Origin of the sequence: Nesterenkonia sphaerica (assembly GCF_005771565.1) — a bacterium.
Taxonomy (GTDB): Bacteria; Actinomycetota; Actinomycetes; order Actinomycetales; family Micrococcaceae; genus Nesterenkonia; species Nesterenkonia sphaerica.
In genome coordinates, this window is record NZ_VAWA01000004.1 from 38,221 (window position 1) to 59,700 (window position 21,480).

The 21,480-nt window shown below is 66.9% G+C and carries 18 protein-coding genes; 16 read left to right on the forward strand and 2 right to left on the reverse strand.

Annotated elements, in window-relative coordinates; all coding sequences use genetic code 11:
• Positions 1 to 3: 3 nt before the first annotated feature.
• Together FEF27_RS04280 and FEF27_RS04285 are read right to left on the reverse strand one after the other, a co-directional pair.
• A complete protein-coding gene (locus tag FEF27_RS04280) occupies positions 4 to 1,476 on the reverse strand; it encodes a protein kinase domain-containing protein (protein WP_138169625.1) in 1,473 nt (490 codons plus the stop codon).
• Between the two features lie 33 nt (positions 1,477 to 1,509).
• Positions 1,510 to 2,628, reverse strand: a complete 1,119-nt coding sequence (locus tag FEF27_RS04285) for a polyprenyl synthetase family protein (RefSeq protein WP_138169626.1) — start codon at positions 2,626 to 2,628, stop codon at positions 1,510 to 1,512.
• A 12-nt stretch (positions 2,629 to 2,640) separates the two neighbouring features.
• Here FEF27_RS04285 and dinB point away from each other — a divergent pair, with 12 nt between their 5' ends.
• The 16 genes from dinB (at position 2,641) to FEF27_RS04365 (ending at position 21,446) form a co-directional block, all read left to right on the forward strand.
• The gene (gene dinB, locus FEF27_RS04290; protein ID WP_138169627.1) at positions 2,641 to 3,855 is read left to right on the forward strand and encodes a DNA polymerase IV; all 1,215 of its coding nucleotides are present in this window, start codon (positions 2,641 to 2,643) and stop codon (positions 3,853 to 3,855) included.
• A 125-nt stretch (positions 3,856 to 3,980) separates the two neighbouring features.
• On the forward strand, positions 3,981 to 4,394 hold the full coding sequence (locus FEF27_RS04295) for a DUF3040 domain-containing protein (RefSeq protein WP_138169628.1): 414 nt from the start codon (positions 3,981 to 3,983) through the stop codon (positions 4,392 to 4,394).
• Between the two features lie 334 nt (positions 4,395 to 4,728).
• Positions 4,729 to 5,160: a division/cell wall cluster transcriptional repressor MraZ gene (gene mraZ, locus FEF27_RS04300; RefSeq protein ID WP_138169629.1), complete on the forward strand. Its 432-nt coding sequence runs from the start codon at positions 4,729 to 4,731 to the stop codon at positions 5,158 to 5,160.
• A 143-nt stretch (positions 5,161 to 5,303) separates the two neighbouring features.
• Complete coding sequence (gene rsmH, locus FEF27_RS04305) at positions 5,304 to 6,305, forward strand: 16S rRNA (cytosine(1402)-N(4))-methyltransferase RsmH (protein WP_138169630.1); 1,002 nt, start codon at positions 5,304 to 5,306, stop codon at positions 6,303 to 6,305.
• Positions 6,302 to 6,946 (forward strand): cell division protein FtsL, encoded by a 645-nt coding sequence (ftsL, locus tag FEF27_RS04310; protein WP_138169631.1) that lies wholly within the window; start codon positions 6,302 to 6,304, stop codon positions 6,944 to 6,946. Before rsmH ends, ftsL begins: the two co-directional genes overlap by 4 nt.
• A gap of 21 nt (positions 6,947 to 6,967) precedes the next feature.
• On the forward strand, positions 6,968 to 8,743 hold the full coding sequence (locus tag FEF27_RS04315; RefSeq protein ID WP_138169632.1) for a peptidoglycan D,D-transpeptidase FtsI family protein: 1,776 nt from the start codon (positions 6,968 to 6,970) through the stop codon (positions 8,741 to 8,743).
• The gene (locus tag FEF27_RS04320; protein WP_138169633.1) at positions 8,737 to 10,350 is read left to right on the forward strand and encodes a UDP-N-acetylmuramoyl-L-alanyl-D-glutamate--2,6-diaminopimelate ligase; all 1,614 of its coding nucleotides are present in this window, start codon (positions 8,737 to 8,739) and stop codon (positions 10,348 to 10,350) included. The genes FEF27_RS04315 and FEF27_RS04320 overlap by 7 nt, the downstream gene beginning before the upstream one ends.
• Positions 10,350 to 11,807: a UDP-N-acetylmuramoyl-tripeptide--D-alanyl-D-alanine ligase gene (locus tag FEF27_RS04325; protein WP_138169634.1), complete on the forward strand. Its 1,458-nt coding sequence runs from the start codon at positions 10,350 to 10,352 to the stop codon at positions 11,805 to 11,807. The genes FEF27_RS04320 and FEF27_RS04325 overlap by 1 nt, the downstream gene beginning before the upstream one ends.
• Positions 11,808 to 12,914, forward strand: a complete 1,107-nt coding sequence (gene mraY, locus FEF27_RS04330; RefSeq protein WP_138169635.1) for a phospho-N-acetylmuramoyl-pentapeptide-transferase — start codon at positions 11,808 to 11,810, stop codon at positions 12,912 to 12,914.
• On the forward strand, positions 12,896 to 14,437 hold the full coding sequence (gene murD / locus FEF27_RS04335; protein ID WP_138169636.1) for a UDP-N-acetylmuramoyl-L-alanine--D-glutamate ligase: 1,542 nt from the start codon (positions 12,896 to 12,898) through the stop codon (positions 14,435 to 14,437). The genes mraY and murD overlap by 19 nt, the downstream gene beginning before the upstream one ends.
• Positions 14,438 to 14,448: 11 nt before the next feature.
• The gene (locus tag FEF27_RS04340) at positions 14,449 to 15,915 is read left to right on the forward strand and encodes an FtsW/RodA/SpoVE family cell cycle protein (RefSeq protein ID WP_138169637.1); all 1,467 of its coding nucleotides are present in this window, start codon (positions 14,449 to 14,451) and stop codon (positions 15,913 to 15,915) included.
• Between the two features lie 18 nt (positions 15,916 to 15,933).
• Positions 15,934 to 17,028, forward strand: a complete 1,095-nt coding sequence (gene murG / locus FEF27_RS04345; RefSeq protein WP_138169638.1) for an undecaprenyldiphospho-muramoylpentapeptide beta-N-acetylglucosaminyltransferase — start codon at positions 15,934 to 15,936, stop codon at positions 17,026 to 17,028.
• Positions 17,025 to 18,431, forward strand: a complete 1,407-nt coding sequence (gene murC / locus FEF27_RS04350; protein ID WP_138169639.1) for a UDP-N-acetylmuramate--L-alanine ligase — start codon at positions 17,025 to 17,027, stop codon at positions 18,429 to 18,431. Before murG ends, murC begins: the two co-directional genes overlap by 4 nt.
• A complete protein-coding gene (locus FEF27_RS04355) occupies positions 18,428 to 19,189 on the forward strand; it encodes a cell division protein FtsQ/DivIB (RefSeq protein ID WP_138169640.1) in 762 nt (253 codons plus the stop codon). The genes murC and FEF27_RS04355 overlap by 4 nt, the downstream gene beginning before the upstream one ends.
• Before the next feature lie 322 nt (positions 19,190 to 19,511).
• Entirely contained in the window at positions 19,512 to 20,702 is a 1,191-nt protein-coding gene (ftsZ, locus tag FEF27_RS04360; protein WP_138169641.1) for a cell division protein FtsZ, read from the forward strand.
• Positions 20,703 to 20,735: 33 nt separating this feature from the next.
• Positions 20,736 to 21,446, forward strand: coding sequence for a purine nucleoside phosphorylase YfiH/LACC1 family protein (locus FEF27_RS04365; RefSeq protein WP_243729074.1), 711 nt, complete (start codon positions 20,736 to 20,738; stop codon positions 21,444 to 21,446).
• The last annotated feature ends 34 nt before the right edge of the window (positions 21,447 to 21,480 follow it).

The following is a 21,480-nucleotide window of genomic DNA, read 5'->3' on the forward strand; positions in this document are numbered from 1 at the left end:
ATCTCAGCCGCCCAGGGAGGGGATGAAGCGGTTGCTGATGCCCAGCTGGTAGCCCAACAGCATCAGCACAGCCATGAGCATCAGCACAATGACAAATGCCACGATCTGCCGCACCTGGGATGGGCCATGGAGCTGTTCCAGCGGGCGCTGCCGCTGCCGCTTGTCCGCGTAGGGATCATAGCTGCGCCGGCGTGCCTGGCTGGTCCGGGGCTGCACACCGGTGGGAGGATCCTGCACGCTGAGCCAGCCCAGCTGCAGGGGCACTTCCGCGACGGTCTGCCGGTCCTCCACCGCGAGGCTGCCCCATGATTCCTGCCCAGCCTCCTGCGCAGCCGCCTTCCCGGAGGCGGGGGCCTGTGGCCGGGGCGCGGGGGGCACATCTGCTGCTGAGTGCCCCAAGGCGGTGGTGACGTCGTCGTCCCAGCTGTTCCGGTCCTCCACCGCAGTGGGGAAATCCTCGGCGTTCATCGCTGCGGTGGCGGCCTCAGGCTCCGGCTCTGGCTCCGGCTCCGGTTCCGGCTTCGCCGCGGGCGGGGTGGCCGGCAGCAGATGGGTCGAGGTGCTGGGGGCGTCCTCGTCCCCTGCACCGGAGCCGTGATGCCGCTGGTGCTTCACCAGCGCGCCGTCGAAGTCCAGCTGCTCGGCCGTGAGCTGTTCCCGGACAGTCTCGAGCAGCTGAAGCATCTCATCAGCGTTCTTGGGCCGTTGGGCGGTTTCTGCGCGCGTAGCGGCGCGGACGAGGTCATCCAATGGAGTGGCCAGCCCGGGCACATAAGCGGAGGGCGCTGGCACCGTGGAGTTCACGTGCTGAAAGGCCACGCGTACTGGGGTGTCACCGGTGAAAGGTTGGACCCCGGTGAGCAGCTCGTAGAGCAGGATGCCCACCGCGTAGATGTCTGCCCGCTCGTCGGCGCCTTCGCCGGAGAGCAGCTCCGGGGCGATGTAGGCCACCGTCCCCATCAGAGTGGACGTCCCGGAATGATGGGTCGCGGCCCGCGCCAAACCGAAGTCGGCCAGTTTGATGCGCCCTTCCGGGGAGACTAAGACATTCTCCGGCTTGATGTCCCGGTGCACCAGCCCCGCGCGGTGAGCGGCGGAGAGCCCACCGAGGATGGCCTGGGCATAGGCCAACGCCAGCCGGGGGGTCATCGGACCCCGTTTGAGCAGGGTGCGGAGAGTGGCCCCGGGGACATACTCCATGACCATGTATGCCGTCTCCCGCGTCTGACCCTGATCGAGGACCTGGACCACATTGGGGTGACTGATCAGCGCCGAGTTGCGCGCCTCCTGCTCAAAGCGCTGGACAACCTTCCTGTCCTCCGCCATATGAGGAAAGAGCACCTTGATGGCGACGTTGCGGTGGAGGCGCTCATCGTGGGCCAGGTACACCGTGGACATACCGCCACGAGCCACACGTTTGTCGATGGTGTACCGCTCGCCGATAGTGGCGCCGATCCAACTTTCTTCGGAGCTCATTGGATCAGGGTACCGAAGTTGACCGGGCGGATCTCATGAGGTGCGCGAGACCAGCAGCTCAGCCACGGTGTCCAAGTCACGGAGCACCTGCGGGCTCACGCCCAGCTCCGCCAGATGCGCCCTTGCGGCAGCGCTGCGGGCGGTCAGCTGGCTGATGTCCGCTTCGACTTCCGCCACCGCACCGGCGGCGGTGAGGATCTGCTGAATGCGCACCGCCTGCGACTCCGTGAGGCTGGGGTCACCGAGCAGGGCCTCCAGCTCGGCGGCCTCAGCGGCAGGCGCCCGGTGCAGCCCGTAGGCAATGAGTTCAGTGCGCTTTCCCTCCCGCAGATCATCGCCGACCGGCTTCCCCGTCACGCGGGCGTCGCCGAAGACTCCCAGGAGATCATCGCGCAGCTGGAAGGCGATGCCCAGGGGCAAGGCTGCCTCCGCCAGCGCTGCCCCGAGCTCGGCGGATCCGCCGGCCAAGGCGCAGCCAAGTTCGATGGGGTGCTGCGTGGAATACTTGGCTGACTTGAAGGTCAGAACCGTACGTGCCTGGGCCAGCGCCTCAGCCTCGGTGGCAGGCGGATGCGCGACCTCAGCCACCACATCCAAGTACTGCCCGGTGATGACCTCGGTGTGCATGCGCCGGAAGACTTCACCGGCACGCCGGGCATGCGCCGGTGCGGACTGGCTAGCCCGTTCGAACAGCTCAGAGGCCCAGGACAGGGCGAGATCTCCACTGAGGATGGCACCCGTGGTGCCGAAATGCGCCCCGTCTGCGCCCCACCCCGCCTGACGGTGATGCTGTTGGAACTTCACATGCACACTGGGCTGGGCGCGCCGGGTAGCGGAACGGTCGATGACGTCATCGTGGACCAGCGCAGCAGCCTGGAAAAGTTCCAGGGCGGCTGCCAGGTGAAGCAGCGCCTCATTGGCAGGGTGCTCGTCGCTGTGACCGTCGGCAGCGGCCCGCCAGCCAATCCAAGCCAGCACGGGCCGAAGTTTCTTGCCACCAGTGCTCAGTGCGATCAGTGAATCAATCAGCGGTGCGGAGGCGGAGGCGATGGCGGCGAGCTGATCCTTCTTCTCGACCAGGAATGCGTCGAGGTGGGCATTGACCGCCGCGACGAACTGAGCCTGGCCGGAGGGAGGTCCTGGGGTGGGCATACCCTTGATCCTATGGGTTCCGAGCAGGCGAAGTCTCCAGGGCGTGGCTCGCCGATCTTCGCCCACGTGGACATGGATGCCTTCTACGTGGAGGCGGAGCTGTTGGACAAGCCGCAGCTGCGTGGCAGGAAGGTGATTGTCGCCGGAGAGGGCCGGTCGGTGGTGCTTTCCGCCTCCTACCCTGCCCGGGCCGATGGCGTTCGTTCGGCCATGCCGCTGGCCCGCGCCTGCCGCCTGAGCCCGGAGGCTGTGGTGATTCCGCCGCAGATGCAGCGATACCGGCAACTCTCAGCTGAGATCATGGGCTATTTCGACACACTGACACACCGAAAGGAGCAGCTCAGCGTCGATGAGGCGTTCCTAGACCTCACCGGTGCTCGACGGCGGCTGGGCACGCCGGAACGGATGGGACAGATGATCCGCACCGGCCTGCGGGAGCGAGTCGGCCTGCCGGCTTCGGTGGGCATCGCCGACCGGAAATTCATCTCCAAGATCGCCTCCACCCGCGCCAAGCCTGACGGGTTGCTGGTGGTGCCCCCGCACCGCAGACTGGAGTTTCTGCACAGTCTGCAGGCGGATCAGCTGTGGGGGGTCGGCCCCAAGACCGCGGAGGTGCTGGCTCATATGGGTCTGCGCACGGTCCGGCAGATCGCGGAAACTCCCCAGGAGGTGCTGGTTCACCGGTTCGGGGCTGTGGGAGACCATCTTTACGCTCTGGCCTGGGGGATTGACCCGCGCCAGGTGGAGCCCCAGCGTGCTGATAAGAGCATCGGGGCCGAGGAAACCTTTGACACCGATCTCAGCGCAGACTCCGAGCTGCACCGCGAGCTGCTGCGCCTGGCGCACCGGGTCGCAGCACGGTTGCGAGCTGCCGACCTCAGCGCCAGCGGCGTCAGTCTGAAGCTGCGGTGGAAGGATTTCTCCTCCCTGACCCGCTCAGCCTCGCTGTCCCACCCGACCCAGTCCGCACCTGAATTGCATCGGCACGCGGTACGCCTGTTGGAGCGGCTCGGACCGCGAAAGCAGCCGGTGCGGCTGATTGGGATCCGCGCTGACCGACTTACGGGAGCAGATGGGAGCCTGCAGCTGAGCTTCGACGCCCATGACGATGACTGGGTGGCAGCTCAGCGGGCGCTGGACGAGGTGGCGGGGAAATTTCCGCAGGCTGCGCTGCGTCCTGCCACGCTGCTGGACCCCCGCACCAGGCGCAGCGGCGGTGCAGCCTGAGGTGCGGCTGGGAATTGCGTGGCAAATTCGTGACAGCGTCAGCCCGGGCTATGAGGACAGGCGCTACAGAAGATAGACTGGATATCCACAGATTTTGACACAACAGGACGACATAGGAGCATCCCATGCCACTTTCGGAGCGCGAACAGCGGCTGCTGAAAGAGCTGGAGCAGCAGCTCCAGTCCGATGACCCTGGCTTCGCCAGCTCTCTCGAGGACTCAACAGTCGGTGGGGCGTTCAATGTGCGCAACCTGGTGCTCGGTCTGTTGGTGACAGTAGTCGGCGTCGGGGTCCTGATCGCCGGTATCTATCAGCAGTGGATTCCGCTGGGCATCGTGGGCTTCCTCATCATGGGGCTGGGCGTCTACTTCGCCACAGCTGGCGGACCCATCGGGCCCAAGCGAGGCAACGGCGGCGGCAACGGCGACGGCGGCGGCGGTTCAGGCGGCTCGGGGCCGCGCAGCTCCACACCCAGCCCCTCGGGCGGGAACTTCATGAGCACCTTGGAACAGAAATGGGAGGAGCGCCGCCGCCCCTAGTCGCGGACCTCCACTTTCCACCACACTCTCCACTTTCCACCACGCGAAGGAAAAACCCCCGCTGCGGCGGGGGTTTTTCTCGTCTCGGGCTCTGAGGCCCCGGCCCTGATGAGGCAGGGCCTCCACCGCGCTCCACTGCGCACCCACCTCCGACCAAACCGGCAAAACTGCTGCTCAGAAGCATGTGCAGCGTGCCAGTCCGGTGGCCGAGCGGCGCTATTTCGGCACGGAATGGTGGTGTCTGGTTGGTTTGTGGTGGAAAGTGGAGTAAAGTGGAGCGCGATGGGACGAAGTGTCCTGATCGTCCAGACTGAGGCAACGAGGGGACGGCGCCATGTTTCTCGGCACCTACACTCCGCGCCTGGACGAGAAGGGGCGTCTGATCCTTCCGGCGAAATACCGGGACGAGCTCTCAGCGGGGCTGGTCCTGACTCGCGGGCAGGAGCGCTGCATCTACGTCTTCAGCACTGGTCAGTTCGCGGCAGTGCACGAGCAGATGCGGCAAGCGCCGCTGACCTCCCGTCAGGCACGGGACTACATCCGCGTATTCCTCTCCGGAGCCTCGGACGAGACTCCGGACAAACAGGGGCGAATCACCATTCCCCCCGGGTTGCGTGAATACGCAGGACTTGACCGAGAGGTCACGGTGATCGGAGCGGGCGACCGCGCTGAGATCTGGGACTCCACGGCCTGGAACACCTACCTGGAGGAAAAGGAGTCAGAGTTCTCCTCCACCGACGAGGAGGCCATCCCCGGCCTCTTCTGATGACAACTTCATACGGGCCCTTGAGTGAGCCTCCTTACCGGACTGAGCAGTCCTGACTTCACTTCCCCGATGTCAGGCCGGGTGAAGTCCGGTGGGGGAGCCGATTCAGGGGCCCGATTTCGTCCAGAGGTGCGGAGGTGAGGATGAGCGCTCAGTCAGCAGCCAGCCGGCACACGCCGGTCATGGTGCAGCGCTGCACCGAACTGCTCGCTGAAGCCTGCCGCGGGGTCGAATTCGGCAAGGTGCCGGTGGTCATCGATGCCACCCTAGGCATGGGCGGACACTCAGAGGCAATGCTGACCGAGCTGCCGGAGGTCGTCGTGGTCGGAATCGACCGTGATCCCCAGGCCCTGGAGATGGCCACCCAGCGACTTGAACGGTTCGGCTCGCGATTCCGCGCAGTTCGAGCCGTCTACGACTCGGTCGCGGAGGTGGCCGAAGAGCTGGCAGAGGACGAAGTCCTCGCCGGGGTGCTGTTCGATCTGGGTGTGTCCTCCCTTCAGCTCGACGAGGCCGAGCGCGGTTTCGCCTACTCCTATGATGCGCCCCTGGACATGCGGATGGATGCCGCGGCTGACTCGGCCGACCCCACCGCGGCAGAGCTGCTGGAAGAGATCTCAGAACCGGAGCTGAAGCGCATCCTCTCCGAATTCGGGGAAGAGCGCTATTCAGGCAGAATCGCAGCAGCCATCGTCCGGGAGCGGAAGCGCTCACCACTGCGCACCACGGCTCAGCTGGCCGCCGTGATCGACGCTGCGGTGCCGGCGGCCAGCAAGCGCACCGGGGGCCATCCAGCAAAACGAAGCTTCCAGGCCATTCGGATCGCGGTCAACCGGGAGCTGGAGGTGCTCACCCGGGCAGTGCCAGCAGCACTGGATGCGGTCGACGTCGGCGGGGTGGTCGTGGTGCTGTCCTATCACTCACTCGAAGACCGCATCGTGAAACGGGCCTTCGCTGCGCGCACCACCTCCTCAGCGCCGCCGGGTCTGCCGGTGGAGTTTGAGGAGCACAAACCCACCTTCGAGTCGCTGCTGCGGGGTGCCATCGCCCCCACCGAGGCCGAAATCACAGCGAATCCGCGAGCAGCCTCTGCCAAGCTGCGCGCTGTCCGAAAGACCAGACCACAGTCAAGGAACCGAGTATGAGCGTGCTACCCCTCGCAGCGTCACGGCCCGCCGCGCGCCTGAGCCAGAGCGCTTCAGCGCAGAAGGCGGCGGATACTCCCGCGCTGCGTGCGCTGCCCAAAGTGCGGCGCCGCCAGCGCGGTCTCATGGTGGGAGTGCTCACCCTGCTCATCGCGGCCCTGGCAGCGGTGCTGGCGACCAACATCTACGTCGCCAATGCGCAGTACGAAGTGGTCCAGCTGACCAACGAACACCGCGACCTGGCCCACCAGAACCAAGCTCTCGCGCAGCAGGTGCAGTTCCTGGAGTCCCCGCAGGCCCTGTCGAACTCTGCGGTGACCATCGGAATGGTGATGCCCGCCACGGCCGGAACCTTCGATCTGAGCACCGGAGAGATCGTCAGCAGCGCCGAGCGCGCCTCCAGCTCCGAGGTTCCCTCAAGCTTTGTCAGCACTCCGACCGCGGCTCAACCTGACCTTGCGGCTGTGGAAGTGGCCGACCCGGCGGCCAGCGCGGTCAGCGGACTGCTCGGTACCGGCGCGTTGCACACCCTCCGCCAGCCCACCGCAGGAGACAATGGAGCCGGCACTGCCGCTGGGGTGCCCCGCTCAGAGACCGGACTGCACGGTGGGACCATACCCGCCCCTGACCTGACCAACTGACACCGCAAGGAGTACGCACGGATGGCGCGAACCCTGTCGTTGCGGATGCGCATCGGGCTGGCCATTGTGCTGGCGCTGCTGGTGGTCCTTGGGGGGCGCCTGTTTCACATTCAGGGACTGGATCCGGCCGGACACGCCCACCAAGCGGTGTCGAACCGCCTCCACACCGTCGAACTTCCGGCAGCCCGCGGGGACATCCTCGACACCCAGGGTCGGCTGCTGGCCGGCAGCGCGGACCGCTATGACATTGTCGCCGACCCCCGGCTCGCCGGCGACTACACCGTGCCGGACCCCGACCTGGGGATGCAGCGGCCGGTCACTGTGGAGCAGACAGCGGAGGAGCTGGCGGCCCTGTTGGACGCCGAGCCTGCCGACGTGCTGGACCGCCTCACCGCTGAGGACACGCACTACTCCACCATTGCGCGAAACGTCACCCCGGAGGTCCACCAGCGGGTCATGGAGCTGCGCGCCCCAGGGGTCTATTCCGAGCCGGTCTCGGAACGGACATACCCCTCGGGTCCGGTGGCCGGTTCCATCATTGGATTCGTCGGATCGGACGGTCCTCTTGAAGGACTGGAGTCGCAGGCCGATGACGCGCTCTCAGGAGCCCCCGGCGAACGGATCTACGAGGTGGGCGCCGACGGAGTACGCATTCCCACCGCCACCTATGAAGAAATCCCCGCTGAGGATGGCCAGGATGTGCGCCTGACCATCGACCAGGACATTCAGTGGTTCGCCCAAGAGGCTATTGCGGAGAAGACCAACGAGTACAACGCCCAGTGGGGCAACGCCACCGTAGTCGACCTCCGCGAAGGTCGGGAGGGCGAGATCCTGGCCATGGCCGACTCCGAGACAGTGGACCCCTCGGATCCGGCGGCCACCGACGAGCTCTTCCGCAGGCCGCTTGCGCTGACTCAGGACTTCGAACCGGGCTCCGGGGGCAAGTCCGTGACGTTCGCCGCCGCACTCGAGGAGGGCGTCGTCGGGCCAGAAACTGAGTTTCGGGTGCCCTACCGGATGACCGTCAACGGCGAAACCATCCGCAACGCGCGCTCCCACGCCGACTACGACATGACCACCGCCGGTATCTACGCCCGGTCCTACAACACCGGCACCCTGATGATCGGCGACCGCATGGAGGAACAGACCCGGTACGACTACCTCCGCAAGGTCGGTTACGGCGAACCCATCGACATCGGGCTCGGTGTGGAGGGCCAGTCCATCCTGCGGCCTCCGGAGGAGTGGGACCGCCGCCAGCCGCTGACCACACAATTCGGCCAGGGATACACCGGCAGCGTGCTGCACAACGTGCAGCTCTATCAGATGCTCGCCCAGGACGGGGTCAAACATCCATTGCGGATAGTCGATGCACACCTCGACCCCGATGGTCAGGAGCACCCGGTGACCACCGACCCCGAACGGATCTTCTCCTCCGACACCTCGCAGGAGATGCTCAAGCTCATGGAGGGCGTGGTGGAGTACGGCTCCGCCATGGGTGCCAAGATTGAGGGATACCGGGTCGGCGGCAAGAGCGGTACCGCCGAGGCCGCCGGGGCGGCAGGCGGATTTGACGGCTACACGGTCAACTTCATCGGCGTCGCCCCGTTGGACGACCCGCAGTTCGTGGTCTCGATCACGGTGCACAGGCCGGTCGGAGAGTTCGGCGACTGGGACCTCACCAACACCTTCCGTGACATCATGACCCACGCGCTGACCAGCTACGATGTGGCGCCCTCGGAGGCGGAGTCGGGGGCCTATGATGGGTTCGTGGGCCAACGTCAGGATTATCCGTGGTGAATCGCACAGGTGCCAGTGTGGGCACCTTGACCGAGCAGCTGATCGCTGCCGGGTACCACCCCATCGTGACCCCAGTGGCCCAGTCCGCTGACCAGGTGCGGCTTACCGGGGCCGCTATGAGTCCGCAGAGCGTTGAACCCGGAGACCTGTTCGTGGCCGTCACCGGGGCCCGCGCCCATGGTGCCGACTTCATCAGCGAAGTCATTGACCGCGGGGCTGCTGCGGTGCTCACCGACCCGGCAGGGGTGGTCAAGGTGCGCCAGGCCGCCGGATACCGTGTGCCCGTCATTGAGGTAGCGGGAGTCCGGGACGCCGCCGGACCTGCCGCTGCGGCGATCTACGGCACTACCGCGACCTCTGACCCGGCACTGTTCGGCGTCACTGGCACCAATGGCAAGACCACCACCACGTACTTCCTGCGCTCCCTGCTCCGAGCGGTGCTGACTCCCCAAGGCAGGAAGACCGGGCTGATCGGGACTATCGAGATTGCCGCAGGGGAGGAGCGGATCGCCTCAGAGATGACCACCCCGGAAGCGGTGGCACTGCACAAACTGATGCATTCGTTCCGTGAGCGCAACGTCGCCGCTGCCGCCATGGAGGTCTCCTCACACGCCATCAGTTACCAGCGCATCTCCGGGCTCTACTACGACGTCGCAGGTTTCACCAATCTCACTCAGGACCACTTGGATCTGCACGGGACCATGGAAGCCTACTTCGCGGCGAAAGCGGAGCTCTTCCGCCGGGCGCGCACCCGGACCTCGGTCATCACCGTCGACGACGCCGCCGGGCACCGCATGGCTGCGGAGGCCACCGGTCACGTGGTCACGCTGGCGACCACCGGCCAACCCGCTCAGGCGCACTGGGAAGTGACCGACGTCGCTCCGGCCGGGCTGGGCAGCGCCTTCACCCTGGTCTGCCGCCGCACCGGTGAACGGATCCGTACCTCCACCGCTCTGCCGGGGGCGTTCAACGTCTCCAACGCCGCGCTGGCGGCAGTGATGGTGCTCGAAGCCGCCACCAGCAGCGAACGCACCCAGGACTTCCAGCGTGAGGATGTGGTGGAAGCGCTGCAGACCGCCCAGCCTTTCCACATTCAAGTCCCCGGCAGGATGCAGGTGATCGCCGAGCAGCCGGCAGCCATTGTCGACTTCGCCCACAACCCCGACGCGATGATCCGTGCGCTGGAGGCGGTGCGCCGCCCCACCGGACGGCTGATCATGGTCATCGGCGCCGCCGGGGAGCGTGACGTCACCAAACGCCCCACGATGGGTGCGATCGCGGTGCGCATGGCAGACCACGTCATCATCAGCGACGACGACCCCCATGGGGAGGACCCCGCGGAGATTCGGGCGGGCCTGCTGCACGGAGCCCGCGACGCTATCGCCACCGGCGGTCTGACCACCCACCTGGAGGAGATCCACCCCCGGGAGGAAGCCATCAGGGCGGCGGTCGCAGCCGCCGGTCCGCAGGACACCATCCTGCTGGCCGGCCGCGGCCATGAGGTCCACCAGGATGTGGCGGGCACCCGGGTTGAGATCGACGACCGGGAAGAACTCACCCGAGCCCTGCAGGCCAGGGGTTATTCCACACTGGACGGAGGCGCCTGATGATAGAGCTGACTGCCGCAGAGGTCGCCGAGGCGGTCGCCGGACGGCTCCGCGGGGTCACCGACGCCCACCAGCTGAGACTGACCCACGCCGACACCGACTCCCGGACGATGCAGGCCTCGGCGCTGTTCATCGCCAAACCGGGCGAGGTCACCGACGGCCACCGTTTCATTGACGACGCTCTGGCTGCCGGGGCTGTGCTGGTGCTTGCCGAGCGGGAGACTGACGACCCCGCAGGGCGTCCCCACCCGGCGGTGCTAGTCGACGACGTGGTACAGGCCATGGGGATGCTGGCGCACGAGATCGTCCGGCGGATCCGACGGCATTCGGCGACCACCGTGATCGGAATCACCGGCTCCGCGGGCAAGACCACCACCAAAGACCTGCTGGCGGCTCTGCTGCGGCCGGAGGGTCCCACCGTCGCTCCGCAAGGCTCCTACAACGGCGAGGTTGGAGTGCCGCTGACGGTTTTCAGCGCCGAACTGGACACTCGTTACCTCGTCATCGAGATGGGCGCTGATGCGCCCGGAAACATCCGCGAGCTGTGCACCATGGTGCCACCGGACATCGGGGTGGTGCTGATGGTGGGCACCGCGCATGCCGGCAAGTTCGGCGGCGCGGACAGGATCGCACAGACCAAAGGGGAACTGGCTGAACTCGCCGGCGCACACGTCATTCTCAACGCCGACGACGCGCAGGTCGCGGCCATGGCGCGGCGGGCCTCGGCTCCAGTGACCTGGTTCGGTTCCGCCGCAGCAGACTCCGACGGACTGACAGTTGCCGCCCGGGAGGTGACGCAGCGGCCCGACGGCCGATTGGAGCTGACGCTGGTGTTCAACCCGGCCCAGGCATCCAGCTCTGAATTCCGTGTTGCCAGTGGGCTCATCGGTAGTCATCACCTCACCAACCTCCTCGCTGCGGCAGCGGCTGCCTACCGTGCCGGCGTGGCTGCCGAGGACATCGCCGACCGGCTCAGCGGATTGGGCCCCAGCTCCCGGTGGCGAATGGAAAGCACACAGATCCCCTGGGAGGGCCAGCGGAACGCGGTCACGATCCTCAATGACGCCTACAACGCCAACCCGGAGTCCATGCGGGAGGCCCTGCGCACCCTGGCCGTGCTGATGCGCGACAATCACAGGCGCGGTGTCGCAGTGCTGGGGCCGATGTACGAACTGGGTGAGGACTCGGTGTGGCTCCACCATCAGATGGGCGAGACGGTGGTGCGGCTGAATATCGATCTGACTCTGGTGGTGGGCGAAGCCGCATACGCCCTCTACCGCGGGGCTGTCGCTGAAGGCTCGTGGGGAGCGGAGGTGCACTGGGTGGCCACGCTCGAGGAGGCCGAAAGGTGGCTCCGCACCGCCCTCCGACCAGGGGACATCGTGCTTTTTAAGTCTTCCAACTCTGCGGGGCTTAGACTTTTGGGTGACAAATTTGCCGCCGACGGAAGGAACTGAGTGATCGCCGTTGTCATCGGTGCTGCCGCTGGGCTGATCCTCACCCTTCTCGGTACGCCCCTCTTCATCCGTTTCCTGGTCAAGCGCGGGTACGGGCAATTCATCCGTGACGATGGACCCACCACCCATCATGTGAAGCGGGGAACGCCCACCATGGGCGGGGCCGTGATCATTGTGGCGGTGATCCTGGCCTATGCCGCGACCCATGCTGTGCTGCTGCTCACCGGCGACACCGCCTCTGGGCCCAGTGCCTCCGGTCTGCTTCTGCTGTTGCTGATGGCCGGAATGGGACTGGTGGGCTTCTTTGACGACGCCGCGAAGATCACCAAGAAGCAGTCGTTGGGGCTCACCCCGTGGGCGAAGATCACCGGGCAGGGGGCAGTCGGTGTGCTGTTCGCCGTGCTGGCGCTGCAGTTTCCCAACGCCCAAGGCATCACCCCAGGCTCCACCGCGATCTCCTTCGTCCGCGAAACGGTGGTGGACTTCGCCGTCGTCGGCGCCGTGGCCGGAGGCATCCTCTTTGTCCTGTGGGCGAACCTCATCAACACTGCCGCCACCAATGCGGTCAACCTCACGGACGGGCTGGACGGGCTGGCCAGCGCCGCCACCGCCATGGTCACCGCCGCCTATGTGATCATCTCCATCTGGCAGTACAACCAGTCCTGCGGTCGGGCCCGCGCGGTGGATGCGGTCTGCTACTCGGTGCGGGACCCCATGGACATGGCCACCGTGGCTGCGATCATCACCGGGGCACTGATCGGTTTCCTCTGGTGGAACACCTCCCCGGCGAAGATCTTCATGGGCGACACCGGCTCCCTGGCATTGGGCGGAGCGCTGGCCGGTTTCGCCATCCTGACCCACACCCAGCTGCTGTTCGTCATCCTGTGCGGACTGTTCGTGATCATCACCGCCAGCGTGATCATCCAAGTTGGTTACTTCAAACTCAGCAAAGGCAAACGCGTATTCCTCATGGCACCCCTGCAGCACCACTTTGAGCTCAAAGGATGGGCCGAGGTGACCGTCGTGGTGCGTTTCTGGATCATCGGCGCCCTCGCAGTCGGTATAGGGCTGGCAGTCTTCTATGGCGAATGGGTCCTCGCGCAGTGAGCGCCCACCCCGTGACCCTTCCCCAGCTGCGCGGCTGGGACGGCCCCTGGGCGGGGTTGCGAGTCCTGGTCACCGGCTTCGGAGTCACCGGCTTCTCCGTAGCCGACACGCTGGCCGAGCTCGGCGCGCAGGTCGTGGTGGTGGACGGTCAGGAGACAGACACCCGGCGCGACGACGCCGCCACACTGGCCACCATGTGGGGAGACCGCCTGGACTTCCGGTTCGGTGAGCCGCACACCAGCACACTGCGGCACTTCGGAGCGGAGGCTCCCACCGGGGGGCTGCCGGAACTGATTGTCACCTCACCGGGATGGCGGCCGGATTCCGCGCTGATCCAGGCCGCAGCAGCGGAGCAGGTGCCAGTGTGGTCAGATATCCAGCTGGCCCGCCGGCTCGGAGCCCGCCCCGGCGCCCGGGAGCCGGACTGGCTGGTGCTCACCGGCACCAACGGCAAGACCACCACGGTGAAGATGCTTGAGGCGATGCTCCTGGCCGATGGGCGCCGCGCTGTGGCCTGCGGGAACATCGGCATGCCGATCCTTGACGCGATCCGCGACCCGGAAGGCTACCACGTGCTGGCGGTCGAATTGTCCAGCTTCCAGCTGCACTACACCGAACCGCTGCATCCAGCTGCCGCCGCGGTGCTGAACATCGCTGAGGACCACATGGACTGGCACGGCGGGTTCGAAAGCTATGTGGCGGATAAGGCCAAGATCTACGAATCCACCCGGCTGGCGTGCGTCTACAACGCCGAGGATCCCGTCACTGAGCGGATGGTCGCCGCCGCCGAGGTCCAAGAGGGTGCGCGCGCCATCGGATTCACCACCGACTCCCCAGACGTCTCCATGCTCGGGCTGGTGGACGACATCCTGGTCGACCGCGCCTTCCTCGACAACCGCCGCCACCAGGCCCTCGAGCTGGCCACGCGTGCCGACTTCGGCACCCTCGCTCCCCGGCACCTGGTGGCCAACGCCCTGGCTGCGGCTGCGCTGGCGCGCGCGGTCGACGTCGCCCCGGCTGCCGTGCAGCAGGCCATCCAGTCCTACGCGCCGGCCGAGCACCGGATCCAGCCGGTGGCCCAAGCCGACGATGTGCTCTGGGTCAATGACACCAAGGCCACCAATCCGCACGCCGCCGCCGCTTCCCTAGCGAGCTTCACCGATGTGGTGTGGATCGCCGGCGGGCTGTCTAAAGGGGTGGATTACGACCCGCTGGTGCAGCAGGTCGCAGCGCGGCTTCGGCACGTGATCCTCATCGGTACAGACACCACTCAGCTGCGATCCAGCCTTCAGCGACACGCCCCGCAGGTGCCTGTCACAGAAGCTTCCGGCGGTGATGATGGAGAGACCGTCATGCGCAGCGCCGTGGAAGCAGCACATCGCTATGCCCAACCCGGGCAGGCAGTGGTGCTGGCCCCCGCGGCGGCATCGATGGACCAGTTCGCCTCCTACATCAGCCGGGGCGAGCAGTTCATCGCCGCAGTGACGGCGCTGATGCGGGACAAAGGATTCACCCCACCTTAGGGAGGAGCACCATGGACAAGCGGTCACCGCGTCTGCCCTCCTCCCAGCCGCTGCGCGGCCGCGGCGAATCCGCGGTCCTGACCCCGGCCAGCGCAGGCTCCCCGCAGGAGCCCGCCCGGGCTGAGGAGACCAGCTCCATCCGCAGCCACCTGCGGCTGGTCGATGATCCCGACCAGGACGACGCTGCAGATGCCGTGGAGGAGGCACCCTCCGATGGGTCCCTGGGACGTGCCTGGAAGGCGCGGCAGGCGCAGCGCCGTGCCGAGCGCATCACCAAGTTCTGGGGCCTGTTCGAAGGTGGCAATCCATACACCAACTACTGGCTGGTACTGGGTCCCACCATCGCGCTGGCGGTCTTCGGCCTGACCATGGTCCTGTCCTCGACCTCCGTCGATGCTGGCGGCCAGCCCTTCACCACCGCCACACGGCAGGCGGTCTGGGCCGGAATCGGACTGCTGGGCATGCTGGTCATGACGGTGGTGCCCACCCGGTGGATCGGCGGAATCGGCTGGGCGGCCATGATCATCGCCAGCGTGCTGCTGGCACTGGTGGCGTTCTCCCCCTGGGGATACACCAGCGGTGGATCCACCAACTGGCTCCGCATCGGACCAGTGCAGGGGCAGCCCTCCGAGGTCGCCAAACTGGCGCTGGTCCTGTGGGGAGCAGCGGTGCTGGCCCGGAAGGGGAAGCTGGTCAGCCAGTTCACCCACTGGATGATGCCCTTGGTCGCCCCTGGAGCGCTGTCGGTACTGGTCCTGGTCCTCGCCGGCGGCGACCTCGGAACCAGCCTGGTGATCATCCTCATCGTGGCCGCACTGCTGTTCACCGCAGGAATCGGGATGCGCTGGTTTGCGCTGGCCGGACTGATGGCCTCCGGCGCGGTGGCGCTGCTGATGTGGATCACCCCCTACCGGATGATGCGGGTCTACGCCTGGCTGGGGATGAACTGTGACCATCCCACCGAGCCGTGCTACCAGACCGAGCAGGGTCTCTACGCCCTGGCCTCAGGAGGCTTCTGGGGGGTGGGCCTGGGCCAGTCCCGGCAGAAGTGGGACTACATCCCGGAGGTGCACAACGACTTCATCTTCACCATCATCGGTGAAGAGCTGGGGCTGCTCGGCACAGTCACCGTCCTGGGCCTGTTTGCGGTGCTGGTGGTCGGGATCTTCCGGGTCGCCAACGGCATCACCGGCCAGACCTACCACGCGCGCTTCGTCAAATTGGTCTGCATCGGTGTCATTTCATGGCTGGTCGGTCAAGCCTTTATCAACATCGCTATGGTCACCGGGCTCATCCCCGTGGTGGGGGTCCCGCTGCCCTTCATCTCCTACGGCGGCTCCGCGCTCACCATCGCCCTGATCGCGATCGGAGTGATCCTCAACTTCGCTCGCCGGCAACGCATTGAGTCCAGGACCCCCCGCCGGCGGACCAGAAAACGGCGCAAGCGGTCTACACTGGCACGGCCGGACACCACCTGAACCACGCAAAGGAACCACATGACAGCTGCCACCGTCGTCCTCGCCGGCGGAGGAACAGCCGGGCATATCAGCCCCCTGCTCGCCATCGCCTCCGCTGCCGAACGTCTCGACCCCACCGCGCAGTTGTCCGTCATCGGCACCTCCGCCGGATTGGAGACACGGCTGGTGCCCGAGGCCGGGTATGAGCTGGACCTGATCGAGAAGGTGCCGTTCCCGCGCAGACCCAACCGTGACCTGTGGCGCTTCCCCCGCCGGTTTGCGCAGGCGAGCCGGCAGGCCGAGCAGATACTGCGGAGACGGCGGGCCGACGTCGTGGTGGGGGTCGGTGGTTACGTCTGCCCTCCGGTCTACCGGGCTGCGCAGAAGCTCAACATCCCTGTCGTGCTGCACGAAGCCAACGCCCGCCCCGGGCTGGCCAACCGTTGGGGTGCCCGGCAGGCCGCCTTCGTCGGCACCGCGTTCCCGCACACACCGCTCAAGTCCGCCACGCACGTCGGTATGCCGATGTCGAGGGACGTCTCGCAGTTGGATCGCGACCAGCTCCGGGTCCAAGCCCGTCAGCAGCTGGGCCTGGACACCGAACGCACCACTCTGGTCGTCACCGGCGGCTCCTCGGGGGCGCGGAGCCTCAACGAGGCGATTGCCGACGCCCTCGAGGATCTGCTGGCCACCGGCGCGCAGGTGCTGCACCTGACCGGGCCGCAGAAGGCAGTCCGCGACGCCGGGGGAGCGGTCCGTGCCAAGGCCGGATACCACCAGCGCGAATACCTCGACGGGATGCACCTGGCCTACGCCGCAGCCGATCTCATCGTCGCCCGCGCCGGGGCAGCCACCGTCTGCGAAGTCGCCGCCGTCGGCTTGCCCGCAGCATTCGTGCCGCTGCCCATTGGCAACGGCGAACAGGAGCTCAACGCGCGCAGCCTCGTGGAGGCCGGCGGGGCGCTGCTGGTGAAGGACCAGCACTTCACCCGGGACTGGATCCGCCGCAACCTGGTGCCGCTGCTGGAGACTCCGCGGCTGCTCGCCGCCATGACGCAGCAGTCAGCTTCCCGGGGAATCACCGACGCCGATGAGCGGATGGCCCGCGCCGCACTGGAGGCTGCTTCGCGATGAGCCTGCACCATCTCGGCCGCGTCCATTTCCTCGGCCTCGCCGGCGTCGGCGTCTCAGCGGTCGCCCGGCTGATGCTCGCCGCTGGAGTCCCCATCTCCGGCACCGACGCCAAAGAACTCCCGGTACTCGATGAGTTCCGCGCCGCAGGAGTCCCGGTGCGGGTCGGCTACAGTGCACAGAACATCGACTCACTGCAGGCCGAAACCGGCGAACGCATTTCCACCGTCATCGCTTCCTCGGTGGCCACCGCCGGCAACCCGGAATATGACGCCGCCGCAGCAGCAGGGGTGCGTGTACTGCACCGCTCCCAGGGACTGGCCGCCTGTATGGCGGACAGACGCGCCATCGCAGTCGCAGGCACGCACGGGAAGACCACCACCAGTTCCATGACGGCGACCATGCTGGAGGCGGCCGGGTACGACCCCAGTTTCGCCATCGGTGCCACCGTGGCGGGATTCGACACCAATGCCCGGCTGGGTGCGGGGGACTGGTTCGTGGCCGAAGCCGATGAATCCGACGGGTCGCTGCTGAACTACACCCCGGAAATCTCTGTGGTGACCAACGTGGAGCCTGACCACCTGGACCACTACGGCACCGCCGAAGCAGTCCAACAGGTGTTCATCGACTTCACGGAGCGGATCCAACCCGGCGGCACCCTGGTGCTCTGTCTCGACGACCCGGGGGCACGGGCCCTGTTGAAGGAGGTGCAGCAGCCGCTGACCGCCCGCGGTGTGCGACTCCTGACCTATGGCACAGACCCGCACGCCGACCTCAGGCTCAGCGCGGTGCAGCCGGAGAATTTCCGGCAGCAGGCTACGCTCAGCCTGCGCCGCGCCGGCGAGCAGGAGACGAGCTGTGCCATGGTGCTGCAGGTACCAGGGCTGCACAACGCCCTCAACGCCACCGCAGCGGTCGCCGTGGGGCTGGCCGCAGGACTCGGACTCGCCCCGGCGGCCTCCGCCGTGGGCCGGTTCAGCGGCAGCTCCAGACGATTCGAACTCCGCGGAGACCACCACGGCATCGCCGTCTACGACGACTACGCCCACCACCCCACCGAAGTGGCCGCAGTACTCAGCGGAGCCCGCAGCGCCACCGAAGGCCGGGTGCACGCCATCTTCCAGCCCCATCTGTTCAGCCGGACCCGGGACTTCGCCGCGGAGTTCGGCGCGGCGCTGGAAGCCGCAGACACCGCGATCGTGCTGGAGATTTACCCTGCTCGGGAAAAACCCATCGTCGGAGTCACCGCCGAGTTGCTCGGGCACCGGGTTCTCAGCGCCGCCGACGCCGCAGCTGCGGTCGCCGAAGCCGCCGCGCCCGGCGACATCATCCTCACCATCGGCGCCGGGGACGTCACGCACCTCGGTCCCGTCATCCTGGACGCCCTCCGGGAGACGCACCGGTGACTGCGGACTCCGAGGCCGCTCTCGAGTTCCCAGAACCTGAGGCGGTCGGTGCCCGGCGACGGCGTCGTCGTGCTCTTCTGACGCTGGCAGTGGCGTGTGCGGGGCTGTTGGCGCTGGTGGCGACCATCTACTTCTCGCCGCTGCTTCCGCTGCGCGCGGTGGAGATCCACGGCAATGAGCTGCTGACTGACCAGCAGGCCCAAGAGCTGCTCAGTGATCTCTACGGCGAGCCGGTGGCGCAGGTGGGAACCGGCAAAGTCCGGGAACGGCTCCAGGAGCAGAACGTCGTCGCAGAGGTCTCCAGCCGGGTGGAGCTTCCCGGCACGCTGCATGTGGACATCGTGGAGCACCCCCCGGTGGCCGAGGTCCACCAGGACGGGGACGTGCTCCTCTACTCCGAGCGGGGGGAGGTCATCCGGGTCTTCGCCGGCGCGGAGCAGCTGGAGGCCGAGACCTACGCCACAGCCGAAATCTCCTCGGAAGCCGCATTGGAGGACGAGGCGGTCTTCGGGACCATCGTCTCCGTGCTCGGCGAGCTGCCCCCCGACGCGCGCGCGCAACTGGACTCCGCCACCGCCGACTCCATCGACTCCGTCCAGCTGCAGCTCGAGGACGGCCGCACTATCGTGTGGGGCGCTGACGAGCGCGGCGAAGAGAAGGCCGCAGTGCTGCAGGCGATCCTTGAGTCCTCCGAACGAGCCTTCAACCGCGCCGAAGTCATCGACATATCCACGCCGTCGACACCAGTGACACGGTGAGTCAGTTTTCAGCAGGTAAGCTGTGGACACAACTGAAGATCCCACACCCCCTGATCAGCTAAGGTTCAAGCTCAACTTGAACCTTGCTGCCGGTACCGGCGGAGCAGAAGAATGAGACCCGTCACGAAGACTCCCGGCCGGTGAGCGGCACGTTGGGACGGGGTCTCCGGCGCAATGGCCTCCCGAGACATCCGCGAACTGTCTCGGTCGGTATCGGACGCACTGGGGACGGGGAAGACAGTGAGGAGCCGTTCTCGGCTTCGCTCACCGACGGGGGTCTTCGTGCATCTGTGACATCTCAACAGCTAAGGGACAAACACACGTGGCTACACCGAGCAATTACCTCGCCGTGATCAAGGTCGTCGGCATAGGCGGCGGCGGCGTCAACGCCGTCAACCGCATGATCGAAGTCGGTTTGCGCGGCGTGGAGTTCATCGCCATCAACACGGACGCCCAAGCGCTGCTGATGTCAGACGCCGACGTGAAGCTCGACGTCGGGCGCGAGCTCACCCGTGGTCTGGGAGCTGGTGCCAACCCCGAGGTGGGACGGCAGGCCGCAGAGGACCACAGCGAGGAGATCGAGGAGGTTCTCCGCGGGGCCGACATGGTCTTCGTCACCGCCGGTGAAGGCGGCGGCACCGGCACCGGCGGCGCTCCCGTGGTGGCCAGAATCGCCCGCAGCCTGGGCGCGCTCACCATCGGTGTGGTGACCCGACCGTTCACCTTCGAAGGGCGCCGACGCGCCAGCAGCGCCGAGGCCGGCATCGAGGGCCTGCGCGACGAAGTGGACACGCTCATTGTCATTCCCAACGACCGGCTGCTCTCCATCTCAGACAAGAACGTCTCGGTGCTCGACGCGTTCCGTTCGGCAGACCAAGTCCTGCTCTCCGGTGTGCAGGGCATCACCGACCTGATCACCACCCCCGGTCTGATCAACCTCGACTTCGCCGACGTGAAGTCAGTCATGCAGGGGGCCGGTTCAGCGTTGATGGGCATCGGCTCCGCCAACGGGGAGGACCGGGCCGTCAAAGCTGCCGAGCTGGCCATCGCCTCACCGCTGCTGGAAGCCAGCATCGACGGCGCCCACGGCGTGCTGCTCTCAATTCAGGGAGGGTCCGACCTGGGTCTGTTTGAGATCAACGAAGCCGCCCGGCTGGTTCAGGAAGTCGCCCACCCGGAAGCCAACATCATCTTCGGCGCGGTCATCGACGATGCGCTCGGCGATGAAGCACGGGTGACCGTCATCGCCGCAGGATTCGATCAGGCTGACGTCACCTCCAAGCCCGCGGTCCAAGCAGCACCACCCCAGCAGCACCGGCCCGTCGCGCCCGTGGCGGGGGCTACCGCGGGCGCATTCGCGGCCTCAGCCAGTTCCCAGGACACCGCTCCGCAGGTCCGCACGGCCCCGGAGCCGGCTGCAGAGCAGCCCGAGGAGAAACTGCCTGAGATTGTTGAATCCGATTACACGGGCAAGAACGACGACGACCTGGACGTTCCGGACTTCCTCAAGTAGCTCGCGGCTCAGCACAGAATTCGAGCACACACGGTGGCGGCGCTGTGGTGGCAGTCCGAGGCGGGACGCTTCGGGCTGGGATTCACTTCACGTGCGGCGGGCAACCTCGCCCACCACGCAGGCAGCGGCGACGCCGCGGCCCACCGCCTTCAGCTGGAGTCCGAACTGGGCGTGCGCCCCAGGGCATTCCGCTACCTGAACCAGGTGCATTCGGCCCAGGTGGCCGACGCCTCCGCCGCGACAGGGACCGTGACCGCCGACGCGTGGATCTCGCCCTCCGGTTCGGAGCCTTTGGCGATCCTGGTCGCTGACTGTCTGCCCGTGCTGTTCTGCGGTGAGCGCGTCGACGGCAGCCAGCTCAGCGCCGCTGCGCACGCTGGACGCAGCGGTCTGCTCAGCGGAGTGTTGGAGCACACGGTGGCGGCCCTGAGGCAGCACGGTGCCTCCGGTATCACTGCGTGGATCGGCCCAGGAGCCTGCGCCGACTGCTATGAGGTGCCTCAGGAGATGTTCGACCAGCTCACTGCCGCACGCCCTGCGCTTGCCTCGCAGACCCGCTGGGGGACCCCGGGGCTGAACCTGCGCGCCGAAGCCCGCAGTGTCCTAGAGACTTCAGCCGTGACCGTGTTCGAGGCTGATGGATGCACTATCGAGGACCCCGACCTGTTCTCCCACCGGGCCAGCAGCGCCGGACGCGGCCCCGAGGGGCGCTTCGCCGGTCTCATCTGGCCGCTGGCGCCCTGAAGGGTTAGGCGCGCCCGGGACGGGAAGTTAGGCT

Bases quoted from the DNA above. Each gene is read 5' to 3' on its own strand.
- FEF27_RS04325 (WP_138169634.1), top strand. From the start codon at position 10,350: ATGATAGAGCTGACTGCCGCAGAGGTCGCCGAGGCGGTCGCCGGACGG.
- FEF27_RS04340 (WP_138169637.1), top strand. From the start codon at position 14,449: ATGGACAAGCGGTCACCGCGTCTGCCCTCCTCCCAGCCGCTGCGCGGC.
- ftsL (WP_138169631.1), top strand. From the start codon at position 6,302: ATGAGCGTGCTACCCCTCGCAGCGTCACGGCCCGCCGCGCGCCTGAGC.
- rsmH (WP_138169630.1), top strand. From the start codon at position 5,304: ATGAGCGCTCAGTCAGCAGCCAGCCGGCACACGCCGGTCATGGTGCAG.
- FEF27_RS04285 (WP_138169626.1), bottom strand. From the start codon at position 2,628: ATGCCCACCCCAGGACCTCCCTCCGGCCAGGCTCAGTTCGTCGCGGCG.
- FEF27_RS04280 (WP_138169625.1), bottom strand. From the start codon at position 1,476: ATGAGCTCCGAAGAAAGTTGGATCGGCGCCACTATCGGCGAGCGGTAC.
- murD (WP_138169636.1), top strand. From the start codon at position 12,896: ATGGGTCCTCGCGCAGTGAGCGCCCACCCCGTGACCCTTCCCCAGCTG.
- FEF27_RS04295 (WP_138169628.1), top strand. From the start codon at position 3,981: ATGCCACTTTCGGAGCGCGAACAGCGGCTGCTGAAAGAGCTGGAGCAG.
- FEF27_RS04315 (WP_138169632.1), top strand. From the start codon at position 6,968: ATGGCGCGAACCCTGTCGTTGCGGATGCGCATCGGGCTGGCCATTGTG.
- dinB (WP_138169627.1), top strand. From the start codon at position 2,641: ATGGGTTCCGAGCAGGCGAAGTCTCCAGGGCGTGGCTCGCCGATCTTC.
- murC (WP_138169639.1), top strand. From the start codon at position 17,025: ATGAGCCTGCACCATCTCGGCCGCGTCCATTTCCTCGGCCTCGCCGGC.
- murG (WP_138169638.1), top strand. From the start codon at position 15,934: ATGACAGCTGCCACCGTCGTCCTCGCCGGCGGAGGAACAGCCGGGCAT.
- mraZ (WP_138169629.1), top strand. From the start codon at position 4,729: ATGTTTCTCGGCACCTACACTCCGCGCCTGGACGAGAAGGGGCGTCTG.